This window comes from Paenibacillus sp. OV219 (assembly GCF_900110075.1).
Lineage (GTDB): Bacteria > Bacillota > Bacilli > Paenibacillales > Paenibacillaceae > Paenibacillus_Z.
Window position 1 is genome coordinate 16,341 of the sequence record NZ_FOCJ01000002.1, and the last position, 21,277, is coordinate 37,617.

The window sequence follows — 21,277 nt, forward strand, 5'->3', positions numbered from 1 at the left end:
TGTTCTGTTAGATGAACAGGCCAACGGATTATTATTATTGGATGAAGGATTGGGCCGTCAGCTCGGGCTACGCTTTATCGGATGTATACTGCGAGGTCGCCATCAATGATCAGTTCCCAACCTTTGTAGCTACGATTCCCCGGGGCAGGGTGTACGGTGACAGCGGAACCGTGATTTCTCCTAATAATGTGTTGATTTGGGAAGTCTCCTATGATTGGAGCAATGATCCTCACAAACATCCCATTTTTCTCACTCAAACGTTACCGCCGGTCGAATATATGCCCGGAAATATTGCTGTCCTAACAAAAATCGGCTCCTCCAACTACTATCACTGGATGTATGACGTCCTACCCCGTATCTATCTGCTCTCCTGCAGCAGGATACCTGTAGATAAATACATCGTGTGTCAAGATTTGCAGCCCTTTCAGCATGAAACGCTGGGGATGCTTGGCATTTCGGCTGATCGTTTGATCTATAGCAATAAGCAATCTCATTTTGAGGCTGAACGGCTAATCGCGCCATCAATCGGCTTCGGACAGAAATGGGTCTATCATTTCTTAAGAAGTGAATTTCTCCCTCAGGAGCCAAGACCTTCAAGAAGATTGTATATAAGCCGCGGACACTCCCTCGGAAGGACCTTAACGAATGAAGACGAGGTCATCCGGGTCTTGCAATCGTATGGGTTTGAGACCGTCTATCCGGAGCACTTGCCGGTAAAGGAACAAATCAAGCTCTTCTCGGAGGCCGCATACGTGATATCACCTACCGGAAGCGCGTTGACGAATCTGACCTTCTGCAGCTCGCAGACCAAGGTGCTTGAATTTTTTTCTCCAAATTTTATTGTCCATGATATTAAGCGAATATGCGATTACGGAGGGCTGCAGCATGTTGCCTACACGGGAATCGGCTCCCGACCTCCTAGCTATGAAGGGATTCCGTGGTACTGGGCGGGTCTTGACAACATATTCGTTTCCATCCCTGACCTTAAGCATCTTTGTAAACAGATGGGCTTATAGAGAATCCGTACCGGAAAGGAAGACAAGAAAGCTATGAAAATACTCCTAGCCACTTTCTGGGGTCTGCCTCATGTTGGGGGAGTGGATCTCTATATTCGGCAGTTGAAGCTGGGACTTGAACAGCATGGCCACCAGGTGGATATTTTGTGCCGGTATCCTGATGGAAGCGGATATTCGATCCTAAACAAACGTCGGCATTTGCCGAGAAAATCGATTTATTCCTTAGTGGAGTCGAAGATAAAGACGTATTTCAAGGAGAGCCTATCCGGCTTGGATCCGATCATTCAGGATGCCGAGATGGAGCAGTATTGCTATGAGCTGGGGGCGGCTTATTTGGGCGTGGATTCTTATGACCTCATCCATGCGCAGGATGTCATCTCCGCACGGGCATTGTTTCGGATTAAGAGGCCGCAAACCGCGCTGGTTACCACGATCCACGGGCATTTGGCAGGCGAATGGTTTCTATCTTTGCTCAGACAGGGGGACTTGGAGAACCCGGAACGCAAGGAGCGGCTGTGGCAATATGCGGTGCTGCGTGAACAGCTTGGATTGAATAGCGCAGATGCCGCTACTTTGCCGACACAGTGGATGAAACGGATGTTGGCCCACGAATTTGCCATTCCCATGGATAAGTTAACTGTCGTTCCTAACGGTATTGATATTAGAGGATTCACGGAACAGCTGCATGGCGGAAGCGATATGCATTCTTCTTCTGGGAAGAAGGTCATCATTTGTCCGGCACGCTTTGATGTAATCAAAGGGCATAAGTATCTCATACGGGCGCTCGCCAAATTAAGACGGGAGAGAGACGACTGGGTATGCTGGCTAGTTGGCAGCGGCGGGCTGGAATTCAATTTGCGCGAGCTCGTGAAGCTGCATGGTATCGAGGCAGACGTCGCGTTTCTGGGGACGCGCAGAGATGTGCCGGCACTGCTCAAGCAATCTGATATATTTGTCCTTCCGAGCTTGCAGGATAATCATCCGTACGCGGTCATGGAAGCGCAAGTGGCTGGCAAAGCTGTCATCGTGTCCGATGCAGGAGGCATGCCCGAAATGGTCGCTCACGGAGAAACGGGTTTGGTATTTCCGGTAGGCAATGACGAGCAGCTTTATCAATATTTGCGTTCGCTCTTGAGCGATGAACAGCTGCGCCATCATCTCTCTTCGCAGGCGAGGCATGTCAGTAACGAACGATGGTCGCTGGAGGTCATGATGTCCAGGATGGATGCGGTATACGAGATGGCGCTTGCGGCTAGCCGGCATCAGGAGTGGAGCTCATGAGCGGGAAAACGGCGGATGCGAATAGAGTCGGGTGGCGTAGGCGTAAGCACAGAAAGAAATTCGCAAAAAAGAAACGTTACTCAATTCCTGCTCCTCTAGGACAAGAAGCCGGATCAACCCGCTTGAAGGTTATGCTATTCTCGCACATCTGCGGCGGGCGATTCATTACCGGCGCGGAGAAATATTTGTCTTTGCTGGCAAAGGAGCTGTCTCCTCACGCGGATTGCACCTTGGTCGTGCCTGAGGACGGTATCTTGAAGAGGGAAGCGGAGACAAACGGGATCCGAACTGTGATCGAACCATTCTTTTTACTATGGTCAATCTATCGTCCCGATGGAGAGCTTGAGCGGACGGAAGCCTCCATCTTAGCCGAAGGAAAGCATGCAATGCTCATTCAATTGCTGCAGCTTTACAGACCTGACATCGTCATTGTGAACAGCTGCGTGAATGCGCTGCCCGCCATGGCAGCCAAGTCGCTAGGTATACCTGTTGTTTGGCTGATGATGGAGAAGATTCATGAGCATTCTGCAGCCCAGCAATCCGCTCATATGATAAATCGGTATTCCGACCTTATCGTAGGGGTCTCCAATCATTCACTCATCCTGTTCCGAGAATTCGTGCCGGATGGGAAGCTTATGCTTCTTCCCCCGTCCTCCTCGGTTTGTGAGTCCAGCTCGTTGCCGCAAGCGAATGAGGAGTTAAAGAAGAGATTCCGATTCCCTGATCACAAGCATCTGATTGGTTATATTTCGGCAGGCGTGCAGCGGGAGAAAGGATTGGAGCATTTTCTGCTCATGGCCTTACAGCTTTGCGCTGAGCAGCAGGACCTTTGTTTCATAGGTATCGCAAGTCCTGCCGGCGATGCCGATTATGAACGTTACTGCCGATCACTGGTGGAACAGTCGGAATTCCGAGATCGCTTCCGGTTGTTGGGATTCCAGCCCGACATCGAGAGCATGTACCCTTTAATGGATGTAGTTGTCGTTCCGAGTTTAATCGATGAAGGCTTCGGCATGATCGCTCTGGAGGCTTTGTTATTCGGAATAAAGACGGTTGTCTATCGTTCAGGAGGGTTGGAAGAAGTTTTAACGGCGGCAGGCCAGGAGAGCATGCTTGTTGATAAGGGAGATATCGGTGGGCTAGCCGCCAAAGTAAAAGAAGGGCTTCTTACGCAGCCCGCAGATGTGGATGTCGACCTTGTGACACGGATCTTCGGAATGCAAGCCTATCGGGTCAGATTAGCCTCTTTCTTGAGCATGCTCGGTCTGTTGGCGGCGAGGGCTAATATGCAAAGAGCTGCCGCACATATAAGGCCTTTGAAGACAGGCCGATTATATCGGGGCAATCTAACCCCGTCTGTCTATCTGCTGGAGCTGGGAAGGAAACGGCCTTTCACTTCGCCGGAGGCCTTCAGGCGCTACGGCTTCCGGCTATCCGATGTATATGTTGTGCCTGAGCGAAGTCTCTACGCATACCCCGTCGGGACGGAAATCCGGCAAGACCGACTATCCTATCCCCCTTTGGGCCGTGTAATAAGGAAGAAGCGAGGGAAGAGAAGGGGGAAAAAGATTCACAATGGGAAACCTGCACGAAGATTCAAAACGCGCAAAAGGCTGCGAAGATCCGTCTAATCTTGCACCCTCCTATTACTAGGGGGGCGCCAGGACGATTGATGATGCAGGATGGACAAGCCTCTGAAATAAAAACTGACCGGTTCCGAATCGTACGCGAGGAGCGCACCCGGGACCGATCAGGGAGATTTAGAGACTGGGAGAATACTGTTTCATATGATGCACGAAATCGATATCAGGCGCCAGGTAAGACGGGGGGAGTTCGGCAGCGATACGATCCCAAATCCGGCGTTCCACTTTTAAACGAATCGTTCGGTGTGGCGTGAGAAAGAAACGATTATATCTGTTAGCGGAGACGAGGGAGACGAAGCGGTGCTTCCTCCTCAGCTTCTTCTTTCCTAGACGCAAGGTACGCTGGTTTTTCCTGCTCTTGCTCTTACGTCGTCGTCCTCGAGGTACTCTTTTATTCGATATCCCGAGTTTTAATTTTTTCCGCTCGGCCATGAAGGTTACCTCCATCTCTTTTGGAGTGCTCTTTCGTAGATCGCTAATATTCTCTCGGTCATCGCTGGAAGAGACCAGTGCTGCAGACCAAATGCTTTTGACTGTTCCCCGAGCCGGCGCCTAAGATCGTCTTCGCTGAGAACCGCAAGGAGGTTGCCATATAGATCCTGATCGTTCCCTGCAGGAAAGATCAGACCGGTTTTCTCATGCGCCACCATTTCCGGTATGCCGCCGGCATTGGAAACGACCACCGCTTTCCCGGCAACATGAGCTTCCATAATGGCGTAGGGGTGATTATCCTGCAAGCTCGGAAGCACGAAAATATCCGACTTATTCAAGAGAGCCGGAATGTCCTCGCGGTTTCCCAGGAATACGACTTCGTTATGAAGTCCGTAGGCTGCAGCTTGCTCTCGTATCCTTCCTTCCAATTGCCCATTCCCCGCCAGCCAGCACACCCAATCGTTTCTGGCCTGCTTTAAGCGGACTAGTGCCCGTAGTAAATGGAAATGTCCTTTGACCGGGTCGAAGCGGGCTGAGCATAGAATGACTTTCTTTCCGCCGGCGTCGGGCATAGTGGCAGGTGCATTCATTTTAAGCAAAAACTCCTCAATATCCATTCCGTTCGGGACCGTTGTCATCCGATCATCCGGGACGCGAAAGTCCCGGGTCATGATCTCTTTAAGCCACTCCGTCGGCATTATAGTTTCATGGTTCTGCATAATACCGAAGTGCTCGATTAGACCGTAGTAATACCAGAGCGGAGTTTTACGAAAAACGTCGTTCGCAACGCCATCCGCTTGATGTCTGGCAAGGCTTTCGGTCGAGAGGCATCCGTGGATCGTAGAAACGAGTGCTGTATGCGCGTGGCGGATCCGAGCGAATGCCCTGGCGGAAATGACGTCCTGCGTATGGATAATGTCATAGGTTGCGGGGCGGAAATAAGCTGCGGCAGCCTCAAAGCAATATTTATCGATTTCCATAGATTCGACTTCGTGATCAAGCCCGGGGAGGTGGTTCGCGAAGTAAGTATCTGCTTTGGCCGAGATCATGGGCCGAATGCTGCTTTTAGCCAAACCCCAGCCCCTGTTTAGAATATGAAAACCGGTGTCATCAGGCATTCTGCAGAAGATATCCACTTCATGTCCCCATGCTTCCAATCCCCTCTTCAGCTGCAGCACATATTTCTCCAATCCTCCCACAGAAGGAAGCCCCCAATAGGTGGCAAGCAGAATGCGCATAGGTAACCTGCCTTTCTGGTCTCAAGTCCTTACATGTGTATGTGTCATCTTGGCTTTCCGAAAGGGACAAAAACCCGTTTTCAAAAATATTAGACCTGGGACAATTTCCTATTTTCATAAAGAGAGGCAGCTATCTAGCGCTTTGCTAGTTCAAGATGCGTACGATGATGGCAGGAGTATTCTAGCTGGGAGGGACTTATTCATGCAGCCTAATGAACGCTATAAGATCGCCATCATCGGGCTCGGATACGTTGGGCTGCCGCTGGCCAGGCTTTTTTTGGAAAAAGGCCACGCCGTCATAGGCGTTGATACAGATCAGAGTAAAATCAAGCAGCTTCAGATGATGCAGCCCTACTTATCCGATTTAACCCGCAAAGAACTCAAAGAAATGTTTGGCGGCGGTCGTTTTCATGTAGGCGTTTCATACGAAGCCATTGCTGAGGCTGACTGTATCATTCTCTGCGTGCCGACTCCGACCAATGAAGCGGCGATGCCCGACTTGTCCTTTGTGTTTCAAGCCATGAGACAGGCGGTACCCCATTTGCGTCCGGGACATTTATTGGTATTGGAAAGCTCCACCTATCCAGGCACGACGGAGGAGGAGCTGAAACCATTCATTGAACAGCGAGGGTTTCGGGTCGGATTCGATGTATTCCTGGCATATTCACCGGAACGAATCGACCCTGGCCAGAAGCAATCAGTTTTACAATCGATTCCCAAAGTGGTCGGAGGCGTAACTGCCGCCTGCACCCAGTACGCGGCGCGGATTTATGGAAAGGTCTTTGATGAAGTGGTCACCGTTTCTAATGCAAGAACGGCGGAGATGACGAAGCTGGTTGAAAACTGTCAGCGTTTCGTGAATATCTCATTTATGAACGATTTGGTTAAGTTATGCGAGGCCATGGAGATCAGCATTTGGGAGGTTATTAGAGCAGCGCGTACCAAGCCTTATGGCTTCATGCCGTATTACCCTGGACCAGGGGTAGGAGGACACTGCATTCCCGTTGATCCGATGTATTTGCTATGGAAGGCAAAGCAATTTAACATCTCTCTGCCTTTCATCGAGTTAAGTCATCAAGTGAATGAAGAAATGCCAGGTTATATCATGGACCGGACTGCGAAGAGCCTTTACCCGCTTACGCTGGACCAGAGCAGCATTATGGTGGTTGGCGTAACGTACAAGAAAGATGTCAACGACCTGCGCGAATCCATGGCATTGAAAGTGTTTGAGCTGCTGATGAAGCAGGGGGCCCAAATGAGCTTCTACGACCCGTATATAGCCGATCTTCAAATAGCGGGAACAACATTTGTACGGACTCCGCTTACGATTCGAAATGTGAAGCGGAAGGACTGTCTGCTGATTCTAACGGATCATTCATCGATTCGATACGATGAGCTCGCCAAGCGCGCCAAGTTAATCGTGGATACGCGAAATGCGACGGAAGGCGTGAGAGACAAATCGAGAATCGTCTTACTCTGAAGCGGAGTCGGGAGGGGATTTCCAACCATGAATATTCTTGTAACCGGAGGTGCGGGGTTCATAGGATCCCATCTGGTGCAGGCTTTGCTGCTGCAGGGACACAAGGTTATCACGCTTGATGATCTGTCATCGGGCAGGGAGTCGTTTCTGCAGGAAGTACTTTCTCATGAGAACCATACCTTTATCCAGGGGTCCGTTCTGAATCGCCGCTTGATTAAGCAATGTATAGATCAAGTGGAAGCCGTGTTCCATTTGGCGGCAACGCTAGGCGTGAAGAATACGGTAGAAGACCCCATTAAGGTCATAGAAGGAAATATAGACGGAACGAGGCATGTCTTAGAGTTGGCCTTTAAAAGAGGGATCAAGGTTGTTTTTGCTTCTACGTCGGAAATATACGGCAAGAATACAAGTCTCCCGTTCTCGGAAATCTCGGATCGGGTGTATGGAGCTCCGTCCATCCATCGGTGGTGCTATGCGACGGCCAAATCCATTGACGAGCACTTATGCTTTGCTTACGCCGATAAGGGATTGCCCGTCACCGTACTTCGATACTTTAACGCTTATGGCCCCAGGCAAACGAATTCGCAGTACGGAATGGTCGTCCCTAGGTTCATTCATGCGGCACTTAGAGGAGAGCCTCTCCTCGTCTATGGAGACGGATCGCAATCCCGCTGCTTCACTTATGTGGACGATATGGTGAGAGGCACCATAAGCGCTCTGAGCCGGCAGGCGGATGGGCTCGCATTCAATATCGGATCGAATCGACCGACCACGGTGCTCCGATTAGCACGCATGATCGTAAAAATGACGGACTCGGATTCAATGCTTCAATTCATGTCGTATGACGAAGCCTATGGAAAGGGCTTCGAAGACATGCCGGCCCGGATCCCTGATTTAACACGTTCAGGCTCTGTTTTGGGATTCTCTTCGTTCGTCTCCTTGGAAGAGGGGCTCGAGCGGACGATTCGCTGGTCCCAAGGGCATGGAAGCGAATAACCATCACAAGCTGTCTGTCCTAAGGGAGGTTTAAATGCAGCCATGCCTGATGTTCCGCTCATTAGCGTCGTCATTCCATGCTATAACTACGGACAATTTTTGGGAGAAACGATTGATTCTGTATTGAATTCGACGTTCCAAGACGTTGAAATCATTGTGGTCGATGACGGTTCGACCGATCCGGCAACGATTGCCATGTTATCCGTCTTAACGAAGCCGAAAACCCGTGTCATCAAGCAGAAGAATCAAGGAGTGGCTGCGGCTAGAAATAGCGGTGTTTTAGCAGCGAGAGGCACTTATATTTTGCCGCTTGATTCAGACGATTTGATTCACCCGACGTTCTTGGAGAAAGCATTCTGGATTATGGAGCTCTTTCCGAAGGTCGGCTTTGTATCTCCATGGGTTAAGGCTTTCGGTACGGAGAATTGGGTCCATGACGCCCCTCAATACAATTTCTATACCCAGCTGTCTCACAATATCACGTGCGGAACGTCCTTGTTTCGTAAGGAAGCCTGTATTCAAGCAGGAGGTTATAAATCCGGGTTTGTGGTCATGGGCTACGAGGACTGGGATTTCTGGATTTCGCTCGGCGAAAAGGGTTGGCACGGCTATCAAATTTTCGAAAGGCTTTTCTTGTATCGAAGGCATGGACGGTCCATGGTCCATGAAGCGATCGATCACCATGATCAGCTGGTCGAGCAAATCAAGGCACGTCATCCGATGCTGTATCAAGAGGATTATATGAAAGCGCTGAAACGGAAGTGGGAGCTCTCACCGCTGCTGGATATGAGCCCGCGTATCTTGAAGGGAAGCTCCTGGCATATTTATTCGACCAAACCGGTGTCCGCAAGGCTGCCGAAGTGGATGCTGATCGTGCCTCAGACAAGAAGAGACCGCCTGTCCGCCCGATGCTTGAATTTTATAGACGGTCTGCATGCCGACTACTATTCGGTCACCATGGTTGCTACCGAATATATAACGGATTCGGATGTGGATGAGTTTAGCTGGTTGACGAGCGATGTTTTTCATCTTTCGCTGTACGTCCCCAAAATTGAACTGAAGCTTGACATCATGGAGAGATTAATTTCCAAACTTATCGTTACTCGCGGGATAGACCGCATTTTTCTGCTCGGATCACGCCAAGGTCATTATTTATTGCCCTATATTCAGAACGGGTTCCCGCGCATTCCGCTCGAAGTCATTGAATGAAAGGAAGATGGCCATGGAGTACAGGGATAATCGATATTTTTCGAATGATTTCAGCTACGAACGTTATCTTCTTACGACGGAAGAAGTCATGGGCTGCATCGATGACGCGGTAAGGGATGGCAAACCGTATTCGCTGTCCCGTTTCGGTCACGCCGAAATTGCCGAGCTGCGGATTTTTCCCGATTTTTATAATGGAATGACCTATTATCGCAGGTATAACGGCCTTGCCGGCCAGAACATTCGCTCGGAGCTGATCAAGGCTTTTACTTCCGCGACGACAGCAGGCATTCTCCCAACCGGCGAGAACGCCTCAGGTGCGGAATATTCAAAAAGGGCGTTTCTGGATCTTGGCCTGGGCTTCTATACCATTTGCTCGGCCTGGGTTACGCATCATATGACAAGACTCCCTTATTTCTGGCAGTGGATGCAGCAGTACCGTGTCATACTGGTTGGCCGTAGAGCCGCGGAGGCTGCGACAGTATTTCAAAGCAATGGCGTGACGGTTGTCGATACCGTGAACTTGGAAGGCTACGAACAGTTGGAGACGGCGTATGAGCAGCTGCGAGACAACAAGGAGTGGCAGATCGCGCTTATCGCGGCAGGCATTCCTGCGACGATTCTGGCTCCGCGCTTGGCGAGCAATACCGGCAAGGTAGCACTGGATTTCGGTCATGCGCTGGATTTGCTTATCGATGGCCAGGACGGATTTGATTTTGAAGCTTTAGTCAGGAACTTGAGGTGAATGCGAATGGAGTCGGAAGTGACGATAATTATCCCTACGTATAACGCAGGAGGTTTCTTGAAGGAAGCGATATTAACCGTATTTAGACAGACCTACGAGCATTGGAAGCTCATTGTGGTTGATGATGCATCAACGGATGAAAGCATTGCGCTCGCAAAGCCGTATCTTGCGGATCCTCGCGTTACGTACATGTGCAACGAACGGAACGTCGGTCAATCGAAAACGATGAATGTCGGTTTGGCAGCCGTCACAACGCCTTATGTCATCCAGCTGGATGCGGACGACTGGTTCTTTCCATACACGCTTGAGGTTTTGCTCGCCGAAGCCTGTAAGCAGCCAGAGTATGTCGGATTGATCAGCGGAAACATCAACTCCATTTCGATTAATCCGAGCGGCGGCTTATTTTTTAATATCGTAACGAAGAATCGCTCCTTCCGGGATAAGTATGATTTTCTGCTATCCAATATGTCGCAATGGCCCCGGTTTTACAGGACTTCCACGTTGAAAGCAATTGGCGGCTGGCCAACGGATGACCCTTATGAAGGCAGGTATATGGAAGACAAACGGGTACTGATGCGATTGATCGAGGTTAGTCATTTCCATTGGATTGACGTTCCGCTTTATATTCACCGCCGGCATCACCACAATCAAACGAATTTAGTCGATATCTACCGCGAGATTACGGAATGGAATATACGCGATGCTCTGAAGCGCTGGGGAGATGAATTTGAGCCTGTGTTCTTAAGACATAACGGTTGGATCAAAATCGTCGACTTGCAGCACAAATCGTTAAGCAATTGAAAGGAAAAGGAGGGGATATCATGTCGATCCTTCTGACCGGGGGAGCAGGCTTTATTGGGAGTCACACTTGTGTGGAGCTTCTGCATGCAGGCTACGACGTCATTGTGGTTGACAACTTGTCCAATAGTAATCCGGAATCTCTAAACCGCGTACAGGAAATCGCAGGCAAGCCGCTGCGATTTTACAATGTCGATTTACTGGACAGTGAGGAGCTAGGCAAAGTGTTCGCCGAGCATGAAATTGAAGCGGTGATCCATTTTGCCGGATTTAAGTCTGTGGAAGAATCTATAAGGAATCCTCTGAGCTATTACATTAACAATATTACCGGGACGCTGATTCTTACGGATACCATGCTGAAGCACAATGTAAAGAAATTAGTATTCAGTTCTTCGGCTACCGTGTATGGGTATCCGGAGCAGATACCGATCAAAGAGGAAGAGTCTCTTAAGGCTACTAACCCTTATGGGCGGACCAAGCAGATGATTGAAGCCCTGTTAAGGGATCTATCAGCTGCCGATCCATCTTGGAGCATCTCTTTGCTTCGTTACTTTAATCCGGTAGGAGCTCACCCAAGCGGGTATATAGGAGAGGATCCAAGAGGCGTACCTAATAATATCATGCCGTATCTTACCCAAGTTGCGGTAGGCAAGCTTCAAACACTGCGCGTGTTCGGCTGTGATTATCCGACTGCGGACGGCACGGGGGTCAGGGATTATATCCATGTGGTTGATCTTGCCCGGGGCCATTTGAAAGCTTTGGAACGTTCGCTGCATACGGAAGGAATAGCGGCGTATAACCTGGGGACGGGAACAGGGTATAGCGTACTCCAGCTCGTGCATACGTTTGAGAAGATTGCAGGCTGCAATGTGCCTTATCAGTTGGTGGACCGTCGGCCTGGCGATGTGGCTGTCAGTTATGCGGACCCGCGGAAGGCCGAACAAGAACTCGGCTGGAAGGCTGAGAAGGATTTGGAGGCGATGTGCGCAGACGCTTGGCGCTGGCAGTCCCTCAATCCTGGAGGATATGCATCGTGAGGGGGGCAAATGATTGGCATATCAAGAACTGACTACCGGGCAAGTCTTGGATCGAATCCTCTATTCGCTTGACAGGCGGTTGCCGCTCTCCGTCGTCTCCGTAGGGGTGACTGAAACGCATGTACTCGCTCAATATGAGGTTTATTCGGAAGAACAATTTATGAACCATCCGGAAGCACATGTTGCGAATTACTCTAAAGTAACGAGAGGACATCAGCATCGCGGGATCACGTTTCCAAACATAGAGGCTCGCGATGCCACGTTAGAAGCGGTGGAAAATGCGGATATAGTCGGAATCAACATTCGGGTATCAAGGTCAGGGGAGTTCACCAGAAAAGTATTCGATTTCTATGGCATAGCTCCGCAGTTCGTATTTGAAGCTTATACCAGACGAGTCATGATGATTTCTAGGCAACAGAAATTCCATGACATGTTAAAAAACAGAAAGATCGCCATCGTGTGCGGCTACGCGGACGAAGTAAAGAAAGCCTTGGAAAACCAGTTGCAAGCTACGTTGAATTTTCAAATTACGGGTATGATCAAAATCGAGAGATATGAGGATATTCCCAGGGTAAAGCAAGAGATAAGCGCATGCGAATTTGATTTGTGTTTGCTTGCTGCCGGTACTAGTGCAGTCATTTTAGCTCCGTATATAGCACGAGAACTAGGAAAAGTTGCGTTTGATCTCGGCCAAGGCATGGAAACGTTAATCACCGGCCAAATCGAAGGGGAGGAGTGGCTCTCAACACAAGTAGAATTAGCTAAACTCTTGGAAATGTAAGCCTTGCTGCCGGCCGACACCGGTCTGTATTCGGTCGCCGGTTGTTTTATTCTATAAACGGAACGTTCTCAAGATTGAATTGAGGACGGCGAATTAATGTCATGTTAAGTTTTTATCCCGAGTATTCTATACGGGAGGGATTCTCGAATGGATAATGAGACTCCAACTTGCTTATCCCGCCTCGTATTTGACATCTTCAGAAATGCGGACTTGGAGCGGCGGCTGCGTCTGACATCTCCTCATGAAGAAGAAGTATGCGCTTATTGTGGAAACCGTTTTGATTTCATGGTGCCAATGAAGCAGTTGGAGCTGTCACGTTATACCGATTGGCATCTGCATCAAGTCCGAACAAGCGAATCGTTTTGCCTGCCTTGCATAACCGTTCTCCGAACGGACGATTTCCGGCGGAAAGCTGTCATTGCCGAAGCGCGAGCGGTCCAATTCTTGACAATGGCAGAGCCTCGCGACAGAGAGTCGCTCATCCAGTCGCTTTTTTATTCGCCCCCATCCACACCTTTTGCAATCAGTATTCCATCCGACTACCGGAAACACATTATGCTGCGCGCAAAGCTGAACTATGATCGGTCACAGTTTTACGTGCAATTCGGCGAACAATCCGTTTTGCTAATACCGGATTTACACCGAAACGTATATGAGTCGGTAAGGCTGCTCAAGCAAGCCGGCATATCCGCCGTTCAAATTGAAAGAGGCACCTATGCACAATGTTATCTTCAAAACAACGAATCCTTCCTTTCGTCAATTCGACCATCGCCTTTATTATCGCTTGTACTGGAATTAACGAAGTCGAGCCAAGCGAATTCGGAGGGGCAGGGGGGATCGGCATGTCAGCCATAGTAACGATTCAAGGCACGGTAAAATCACTTCAGCCGATTGTTCATGGAGCTGACATGCCTGATGAAGGCGTGGCTGCTCAAGGGAATGAGCGTTTCCACCGGAAAATGAAAGTGTGGTATGAAGGCAAGGCAGTACATATACCCGTAATCAGTGGAAACAGTATCCGCGGCATTATGCGCCGGTTAGGTGCACAAACCTATCTGGAGATGCTAGAACTTGATCCGGACAGGATCGGGCGGAAATTGCACTATCTGCTATTTTCTGGAGGATCGCTCGAGACAGGTGCGGCGAAAGGGCGGCAGAAAGAAAAGAAGGAAGTGAATAGGCCATTCGTAGAGGATCTCCGCGAGCATATCCCGCTTGCTTCCTTAATGGGTTGTTCATTTAAGCGGCAGCTGATAAGCGGTAAATTGATTGCCGACTTCTTAGTACCGATCGTAGACGAAGTGGCTGAGCTATATGGGCAACCGAAACCAGGCATTCGCGCCGCCGAAATTACCGACTGGCTATTCTATACAAGGCAAGACCATTCGGATGCTCCGAAGACGGAGCGGAATCAAATGATCTATAAAACCGAATATATCGTACCGAACATGACATTCATGCATGCTTTCACTTTAATGGGGGCAAGCAGCGTGGAGACGGCCTTGTTCTATCATCTATTGGAGGAGCTGAACCGATACGGTAGGGTCGGCGGTAAAATAGCGCAAGGTCACGGTAAAGTCGAGTTCCATTATTCATTGGAGGCAAACCGTTCAGCAGATCCCTACATCAGCTATATAGAAAAAAACAAAAATAAGATACTCGCGTTTCTGCAGTCGAATTGGAGTAGCGGGGATAGCTAGACTTGAAAAGAGGGATACCCGTGATGGTCCGTTTTCATATTAAATATTTGGTCATATCCATTCTTATTTTTGTGGCATTTATATTTATCCTGACCATACAAAATCCTTATATCGGTATCAAGCTTCAGGATACGGAGAACGGTGAATGGCAAGTAGCCGATATCGATGCGGATGGTTGGGCACATATGCATGATATTAGGGAGGGAGATTATGTAATTCTGGTCGATGGAAACGACCCGGAACTTTCGTTTACTGTTACAACCTACGGTATTCTTGAGCAGGCGCACAGCATCACAATTGAACGAAACGGGACTGCCATGTCCTTCAGGATCCCAAGTGGGCTGACGGAAGAGCAGTTCAAATTATTCATTTTGTATCCTGGTATTATTTTCCTTATTATAATGGTTGTTTCTGGTTTTATCGTGTTGAAAAAGCCCGACATACCTTGCTATTACAATCTTTTTTTCTTTAACGTTTCGGTTGGCTTGAGTTATGTTTGCGGTGGGGCGTCCGCCCAAGGATATGTTTTGCCTGAGTTATTCAGCGGCGTAGCTTTCTTGTTCATTCCATACTTTTTATTGGTTTTTTTGAACAGATACATCCAATCTATCGGCCGAGTGGGCATCGTTCATCCCTTGATTCTACAAGTATTCGCTTTGGTCAATGGGCTTCAGATCGTCTTCGAAGCCGTTGTCGTATTTATGCGTGTAGGTTCTTCCTATGACATCGTTTCGTGTTCCCTGCTGGTCTGGTTCATACTCGAATGCGCCGCGTGCGTACTGGTTTTGTTTATTGCTGGCCAGAGGGATAGATATCTACTACAAAAGACCGAAATAAAAATTATGTTTCTCGGCTTATTTTTTTCGTTTGGTCCGTTTATCGTTCTATACGCTATCCCGAAACTAGTTATCGGCTCCGGATGGGTAGCGGTGGGACACACAGCGATATACATTGTATTGCTCCCTACAACGTTTATCTATTTGATTTCTGCCAAACGGCTGCTTGATATTGATTTTTATATCGGTCGATTTCGTTATAATGCCGGACTAGCCTTCATTTTGTCGTTCATTCACTGGCTTCTGGATTCGGTTCTGAGCCATTCACCGGATCTGGAAATCGAGTCGCTGATCTTCTTCCCCATCATTGTAATGCTATTGTTGTATATCAAGGAAATGCTGGATTACCGCTTCCGGTCCAGGCTCTTAACGATGACAAACGATTATCAATTAAAATTGGACCAATTTGCATCACATATCTCCAAAGTGATGAAGGTTAATGATTTGGAAGAACGATTCATTCGGGAAATCAAACAGGTGCTGGGCATTAATGCCGTTTCATTATTGGAGGTTGACTGGCAGACATTTTCGATGCGGTTAATTATGGGTTACGAGGAGTATCCGACCGAATTATTGACGGACGTAATGTTTAAAAAACCGCTGCCTGCTGGAGTGATCAAAGTATTAAGTAATGGAGCAATCCTATCAGCCGGGGAGAGTAGGGAGAACAAGTATGTCGTATGGATCGGTGACAAACAAAACGGCACCTCGCTGAACATCGACGAAATGATATGGCTTCAAACTTTATCTCGATACGTCAGTATCGTTTTTGAAAATCTATACCTCATTCAAGGACTTACCGATGAGTTCAAGGATACGATAAAGAAACAGACCGAGAAGAATACGCCGCCTTGGCTGATGCGATTCATTTTTAATTTACAGGAAAATGAAAGAAGCCGGTTTGCGCTGGATCTGCATGATTCGGTCTTGCAAAATCAACTGTACTGGTATAGAAGACTCGGAGAAACAACGACTGACTTTGAAATGACGGATGTTCTGCAGAAGGAGCTGTTTGCCATCAGGGAAGGACTGCTGGATGTCATTCATGAAACTCGTTCAACCTGTAATGAGCTTAGGCCATCTTTACTGAAGGAGATCGGGCTCATTGAATCGTTAAAACAGTTGTTCCATACGATTCAGCTGCGCGAGAATTTTACCATTGAGTTCGATTACGATGAATTTGATACGGAATTGGACTATGAATACACGATTGCGATGTATCGCATTTTGCAAGAGCTTCTCGGAAACGCGGGGAAACATGCCCATGCATCGAAAGTCAAGGTTTACATTTCTATCATGCCCCATGAAGTATCATTATTTTATAGGGACGATGGAGTTGGTATAGGCAATGCCACGGAGCAAGGCGAGTTAAACCGTCGTATCGGACTTACCGGCATTAAAGAACGTGTGGCCAGTCTTGAAGGTAGAATCCAATTCAGCGGGAGCAAAGAGACCGTTGTCAGGATCAGACTTCCTAGGATGCTTCCAATCGTAGAATGAATATCAGCCTAAGATCAATGAAAGGAGTGCCTCATGATCAGCATATTGCTTGCAGATGACCATCCGTCGGTTCGAGAAGGAACCATTCATATGCTTGAGAGAGAAAGCGATATGTCTATTACTGCCGTATCTACGGGTGCGGAGGTACTGGAGAAGTTAAAGCGGGAAACCTATGACATCTTACTCCTCGATTTGATTATGCCAGGCATGAATGGTCTTGAGGTCGCTCGAAGCATCTGCGAACTAAATCTGGATGTAAGAATCATCATCTATACCGGTTATGATATTGAACCCCATTTTAATCTGTTGGTAGAAAACGGTGTTTCGGGTTTTATCAGCAAACTGTCGTCGCGAGAACAAATGATCCAATCGCTCCGGTGCGCGGTGAACGGGGAAGCGATGCTCCCGATCAAGCTTCTCAAGCAGCTTCGAAGGACTGGCATCCAGATGATGCATGCCAGAGGGGAGAAGTCGCTTGATCGAATATCGATCAGCTCCAAAGAACAAAGCATCCTAAATGAAGTCTGCAGTGGAAAAAGCAATAAGGAGTTGGCCGAGGTTTTTTTCATGAGCCAGCGTACGATCGAATATCATTTGACGCGCATATTCGAGAAGTTGAATGTCAGCTCCAGAGGGGAAGCCATCGCGGAAGCGCAACGGCTGGGGCTGATCTCCGATTTGGACTTGCGGTGATGGACTTGCGGTGCATGTATGCAGGAGCGCAAATTTTTTACGGCAAATAGCATATGTGTTGGCGTTCAAGAACTGGGAACGGATTACATATCCTTAAGGTGATACAGATGCTGATATGGCAGCTAAGGATGTGTTGTCTTGATCGCGAATACGATCTTGCTGTTGAGAAACAGGCGGGGTTGCATGGACCGCAACGTCTATCCAAACTACATTCATGGATGGGTGTACAACGAAATCAGCCATACTCCGGTCGGCCGTTACTATCATGAAGCGCAGAAATCCCCGTTCGCGATTAAGGAGATTCAGATGAATCGCAATGGTTCGCTGATGATCCATTTCGTTTTTTTTGATATAAAGGTGATGCTGATATTCTTTCGTCATGTTGAGAAGGGGAAGGAAGTTCGGTTAGGCCAGGACTATTATATGGTGGATGACGTCGTCTTGCACCATGACGATCACCCGAAGGCGGGAGTTGTCAGCTATGATATCTTTTACAGCCTTCCTATTGCCGAAAGTATAGAGATAAACTTTCAATATACGGCTTTCAACAGCGGACGCCAAACGGTGACGCTGCCGTTCCCGGACAAAATCGTGAACAGTCTGCTGAGCAAATGGAATGAAGCCGCACCTGAATCGATCGAATCGACCATGGAGTATAGAAAGCGCCTGGCATCCGGCCTGTTGATTACCTCCCATCACATTCATTCCGTGTCCTATCCGATCCGCAAGGAAGTTAGCTTGAACACCTTTTCCGGAAAAGCGGTATTTCGTAATGTGCATCAGGTTGGCGACCTGAGGGGAGTTCTTAATCAACTGCTTCTTTTTTCGCACTATTCCGGTGTCGGCTGGAAATGTTCATTCGGTATGGGACGCGTGAATCTGGCCCCTCACTCGCTGAAGCAAGCATTCGGGGGGAGGAGGCTGTTTCTATGATCAGCTACAAAAACCTTCAGATTACATTTACGTTATGCTCGGAAATGATTATTCCCGACTACCCGATTGGATTTGATGCGCTGCTAATGAAGGCATTAACTTTGAAGGAGAACCTCTCGCTAGAACAAGGCAAGGGGATTTCCCATTCGCCGGAACTGCCGATTGAACGTCATCAAGGCTCTTCCTTGTATTTGGCCAGCGTAGGGTTCATTCGTTCAGAGGGGCGAAATGTTCAATTTTATACGAAACGCTATTCTGGCGACCTTCCCCATGACCTTGATTTGAGCGGAGGCTATTTCAAGGCGTACCACCGAAACATCTATACACTGGCTTGCCAAGTGGAAGTCACGTTCTATTGCCGGGGAGTACCGTCTGCGATCCAGGAACTGACTGGCTTTATCCCTGCTTTAGGAGCGAAACGCTCACAAGGGTATGGAAAGGTGGCACGCGTGCATGTTGAAGAAATCAAGGAGGACAAGAGCTGGATTTATCGAAATGAACCGATGAGGGCAATTCCCATCCGGTATTACGAGGACAAATTACACCATTGGTATTACGCATTTACATCGCCGATTCCCCCAGGTTTTGCTCCGGAATTAAAGGAAGTTTGTTACTTGCCGCGCCCGAGTTCATGGCTGAGCATTGCCGCTGACAGCGGTATGGTGCAAGGAAAGCAGCATGCAGAATCAAGAGGTTCCGCATCCTTTAAGAAAAAGAAAAGTTTGCGAACTATTTGGCATGAACGGAGCACAGAATGAAGGATAACCATAGCTACTCAGGACGTCTGATGAAGATCAAATCCAGGGGGCAGGAGAAGGCAGGCTGGTTTCAGCCCGATCAGGGTTCGCCGTTCCGTATCCGTGCAAGAGCGCTTCCGACTGTTTTCCAGAATCTTTCCATAGAGGGACTGTACACAACGGAGCATACATTTATCATCACTCGTTACCGTCTCCTTGCATCTATCTCCGAGTTGCTCCCAAGTCATTTCGCCTCTCGACATCCCACTGCTTTTCAACGCATGCAATCTCATCTTGACGAAAATATCCGGACACTGATCGAGCAACCGGAGTTGTTGGACCGATGGACGGTCGGTGACAAACAGGCATGTGATCTTATAAAGAATACTCTGATTGTGCAATACACCGTGCCGAATCTTCTTAATTTTCTGCAACGGTTCGAGCTTTCACGTAAAATGCTTCACGAGATCTGCGAATTATTGGGCTTTACGGCCATTGATTTGATCGAAGGGCAGCCGTACTTATTGAACCGCGTCCCATCCATTCCCTTCCGGGTTGCCGATATGCTTGCGCTGGAAGCGGGAATCGCGGCGAACAGCCCCTACCGGATCGGCGCAGCCGTCCAGTATGTGTATATGCAGTATTTAAACGGTGGAAACAGCTACATTAACGCGGCCGAATTCGAGAATAGAGTCAATGCGTTATTGGGGAAGTCATTGCCGAAGGATAAAATCCGCCTCGAAATCGAACGATTCGCGCAGGAGCAGGATCATGAGCTCATTTGCAGAGGGAATCTATATTTTGACCGGCACTTATACTTTGCGGAAATTCAAATTGCACAGCGTTTAGCCGACTTGATTTCGTGCCCTACGTCGAAGCCGGGAAGTTTAAGCAGCACGATTCGGTCCTTGATTAGCGAAGGCCGACTTCCTGATCTGGATCGGGATCAACATAGGGGGATCGAACAATTTTTCGATCATCCGGTTCTACTGGTACGCGGAGAAGCAGGCACGGGGAAAAGCAGTTGGATTGCGTATCTGCTTATTGTATTACAGATCCTGCTGCCGGGGATTCAGATCAAGCTGGCTGCGCCTACAGGAAAAGCTGCGAGACAGTTGGAAGTGGTGACCGGTTATCCGGCGCAGACTATTCATTCGCTGCTGGGGAAGGGAAGAGAGAAAAACAGCCGTATTTGGTATCACTATAAGAGGAATCCGCTGAATGCGGACGTGTTAATTATTGACGAAGCCAGCATGGTCAACGAATATCTATGGCGCGACTTGCTATGGTCTGTGGAGCGGGGGACGCGGTTGGTCTTTGTAGGCGATCCGAACCAGTTGGAACCGATCGGTCCGGGACGGCCGTTCCTGGATATGATTTCTCTCGGATTCCCGACAGTCACATTAAAACGAAATTACAGGAACGACAGCGCGATCCTCTCATTGGCACGAGCCGTCCTTCTGGGTGAAGTAGATTACTCGCAATTGGAAGTGGCAGGCATCAGGATGATTCCTACTGAAACCGTAGAGGAAACCAAAGAAACCATCGTCCGGATGTATCAGGATAATGCGAAGCAGTATCCGGTCATTACGATGTACAGGGAACAATACAGTCTCGGCACGGACCGTCTGAACGAATATATGAAGCAGCGAATCAACCCGGTGCACATGGCTGAAGGAATGGGAGCAGGAGATCCGGTCATTCAAATGACTAATACGTCAAGAGCAGACAATGGTGAAGTAGGAATGATTCGGTTCTTTAATCCAACCCAAAGCAGCTGTATTTTTTTTGAACCGGATAAAGAAGTTCTCTATACATTTCCGGAGCTAATGAGTGAGATGGAGCTTGCATATGCCATCACAACGGCTAAGACACAAGGTAGTCAGTACGAAGGAGTCATTATTCCGTTAACAGACATCGGCCTTGAAATCCCGCATCGACAAACCATGTGGTATAAAAATTCATTATATACGGCGCTGACGAGAGCCCGGAAAGAGCTAGTTCTTATCGGTGACCCCCATATTCTGATCAACGGGGCTAGGCGTAAAGGCTTGGCGCGTAAAACGATGCTAGTAAAACGAATAAAGCATGTATTCAAAGGAACCGGGATACTCCCGGACACCAATCCCCCTGCCAAAGGGATGACAGACAATTAAAACTGGAGAAGGTTCAATCTCGGTTCCAATTCCCTGCTATAAGGGATGGTTTTATTTCATGGACGCCAG

Annotated in this window: 19 protein-coding genes; 17 read left to right on the plus strand and 2 right to left on the minus strand. The window is 48.5% G+C overall.

What is annotated here, in order from left to right; translation table 11 throughout:
• Positions 1 to 11: 11 nt before the first annotated feature.
• From BMY11_RS05855 to BMY11_RS05865, 3 genes are read left to right on the plus strand one after another with little or no spacing between them, the layout of a single operon-like run.
• Complete coding sequence (locus BMY11_RS05855; RefSeq protein WP_090573571.1) at positions 12 to 1,016, plus strand: glycosyltransferase family 61 protein; 1,005 nt, start codon at positions 12 to 14, stop codon at positions 1,014 to 1,016.
• A gap of 33 nt (positions 1,017 to 1,049) precedes the next feature.
• Positions 1,050 to 2,297: a glycosyltransferase family 4 protein gene (locus BMY11_RS05860; protein WP_090573572.1), complete on the plus strand. Its 1,248-nt coding sequence runs from the start codon at positions 1,050 to 1,052 to the stop codon at positions 2,295 to 2,297.
• The gene (locus BMY11_RS05865; RefSeq protein ID WP_090573573.1) at positions 2,294 to 3,928 is read left to right on the plus strand and encodes a glycosyltransferase; all 1,635 of its coding nucleotides are present in this window, start codon (positions 2,294 to 2,296) and stop codon (positions 3,926 to 3,928) included. Before BMY11_RS05860 ends, BMY11_RS05865 begins: the two co-directional genes overlap by 4 nt.
• Before the next feature lie 129 nt (positions 3,929 to 4,057).
• Here the strand turns inward: BMY11_RS05865 and BMY11_RS05870 are convergent, their stop codons facing one another.
• On the minus strand, positions 4,058 to 4,372 hold the full coding sequence (locus BMY11_RS05870) for a hypothetical protein (protein ID WP_090573574.1): 315 nt from the start codon (positions 4,370 to 4,372) through the stop codon (positions 4,058 to 4,060).
• Positions 4,373 to 4,377: 5 nt separating this feature from the next.
• Positions 4,378 to 5,610, minus strand: coding sequence for a glycosyltransferase family 4 protein (locus BMY11_RS05875; RefSeq protein ID WP_090573575.1), 1,233 nt, complete (start codon positions 5,608 to 5,610; stop codon positions 4,378 to 4,380).
• A 202-nt stretch (positions 5,611 to 5,812) separates the two neighbouring features.
• On the opposite strand from BMY11_RS05875, the gene BMY11_RS05880 reads away from it, so the two are divergent.
• The 14 genes from BMY11_RS05880 to BMY11_RS05945 all read left to right on the plus strand — a co-directional run bounded on the left by BMY11_RS05880 (position 5,813) and on the right by BMY11_RS05945 (position 21,208).
• Positions 5,813 to 7,090: a nucleotide sugar dehydrogenase gene (locus tag BMY11_RS05880; RefSeq protein ID WP_090573576.1), complete on the plus strand. Its 1,278-nt coding sequence runs from the start codon at positions 5,813 to 5,815 to the stop codon at positions 7,088 to 7,090.
• Positions 7,091 to 7,117: 27 nt separating this feature from the next.
• Positions 7,118 to 8,086, plus strand: coding sequence for an NAD-dependent epimerase/dehydratase family protein (locus tag BMY11_RS05885; RefSeq protein WP_090573577.1), 969 nt, complete (start codon positions 7,118 to 7,120; stop codon positions 8,084 to 8,086).
• Positions 8,087 to 8,128: 42 nt separating this feature from the next.
• Positions 8,129 to 9,295 (plus strand): glycosyltransferase family 2 protein, encoded by a 1,167-nt coding sequence (locus tag BMY11_RS05890; RefSeq protein ID WP_090573578.1) that lies wholly within the window; start codon positions 8,129 to 8,131, stop codon positions 9,293 to 9,295.
• Between the two features lie 13 nt (positions 9,296 to 9,308).
• Positions 9,309 to 10,037 carry a GT-D fold domain-containing protein gene (locus BMY11_RS05895; RefSeq protein WP_090573579.1) on the plus strand — a complete coding sequence of 243 codons (729 nt, stop codon included), beginning with the start codon at positions 9,309 to 9,311 and terminating at the stop codon, positions 10,035 to 10,037.
• Complete coding sequence (locus tag BMY11_RS05900) at positions 10,038 to 10,838, plus strand: glycosyltransferase family 2 protein (RefSeq protein ID WP_090573580.1); 801 nt, start codon at positions 10,038 to 10,040, stop codon at positions 10,836 to 10,838.
• A 20-nt stretch (positions 10,839 to 10,858) separates the two neighbouring features.
• Positions 10,859 to 11,872, plus strand: a complete 1,014-nt coding sequence (gene galE / locus BMY11_RS05905; RefSeq protein WP_090573581.1) for a UDP-glucose 4-epimerase GalE — start codon at positions 10,859 to 10,861, stop codon at positions 11,870 to 11,872.
• 13 nt (positions 11,873 to 11,885) lie between these two features.
• A complete protein-coding gene (locus tag BMY11_RS05910) occupies positions 11,886 to 12,653 on the plus strand; it encodes a GT-D fold domain-containing glycosyltransferase (RefSeq protein WP_090573582.1) in 768 nt (255 codons plus the stop codon).
• Between the two features lie 147 nt (positions 12,654 to 12,800).
• Positions 12,801 to 13,508 (plus strand): hypothetical protein, encoded by a 708-nt coding sequence (locus tag BMY11_RS28750; protein WP_090573583.1) that lies wholly within the window; start codon positions 12,801 to 12,803, stop codon positions 13,506 to 13,508.
• Positions 13,496 to 14,353, plus strand: a complete 858-nt coding sequence (locus BMY11_RS05920) for a hypothetical protein (RefSeq protein WP_090573584.1) — start codon at positions 13,496 to 13,498, stop codon at positions 14,351 to 14,353. Before BMY11_RS28750 ends, BMY11_RS05920 begins: the two co-directional genes overlap by 13 nt.
• A gap of 23 nt (positions 14,354 to 14,376) precedes the next feature.
• Entirely contained in the window at positions 14,377 to 16,689 is a 2,313-nt protein-coding gene (locus BMY11_RS05925) for a sensor histidine kinase (RefSeq protein ID WP_090573585.1), read from the plus strand.
• A gap of 33 nt (positions 16,690 to 16,722) precedes the next feature.
• Positions 16,723 to 17,382, plus strand: a complete 660-nt coding sequence (locus tag BMY11_RS05930; protein WP_090573586.1) for a response regulator transcription factor — start codon at positions 16,723 to 16,725, stop codon at positions 17,380 to 17,382.
• A gap of 183 nt (positions 17,383 to 17,565) precedes the next feature.
• Positions 17,566 to 18,315: a CRISPR system precrRNA processing endoribonuclease RAMP protein Cas6 gene (gene cas6, locus BMY11_RS05935; protein ID WP_090573587.1), complete on the plus strand. Its 750-nt coding sequence runs from the start codon at positions 17,566 to 17,568 to the stop codon at positions 18,313 to 18,315.
• Positions 18,312 to 19,073 carry a hypothetical protein gene (locus BMY11_RS05940; protein WP_090573588.1) on the plus strand — a complete coding sequence of 254 codons (762 nt, stop codon included), beginning with the start codon at positions 18,312 to 18,314 and terminating at the stop codon, positions 19,071 to 19,073. The genes cas6 and BMY11_RS05940 overlap by 4 nt, the downstream gene beginning before the upstream one ends.
• Positions 19,070 to 21,208 carry an AAA family ATPase gene (locus BMY11_RS05945; protein WP_090573589.1) on the plus strand — a complete coding sequence of 713 codons (2,139 nt, stop codon included), beginning with the start codon at positions 19,070 to 19,072 and terminating at the stop codon, positions 21,206 to 21,208. Before BMY11_RS05940 ends, BMY11_RS05945 begins: the two co-directional genes overlap by 4 nt.
• The last annotated feature ends 69 nt before the right edge of the window (positions 21,209 to 21,277 follow it).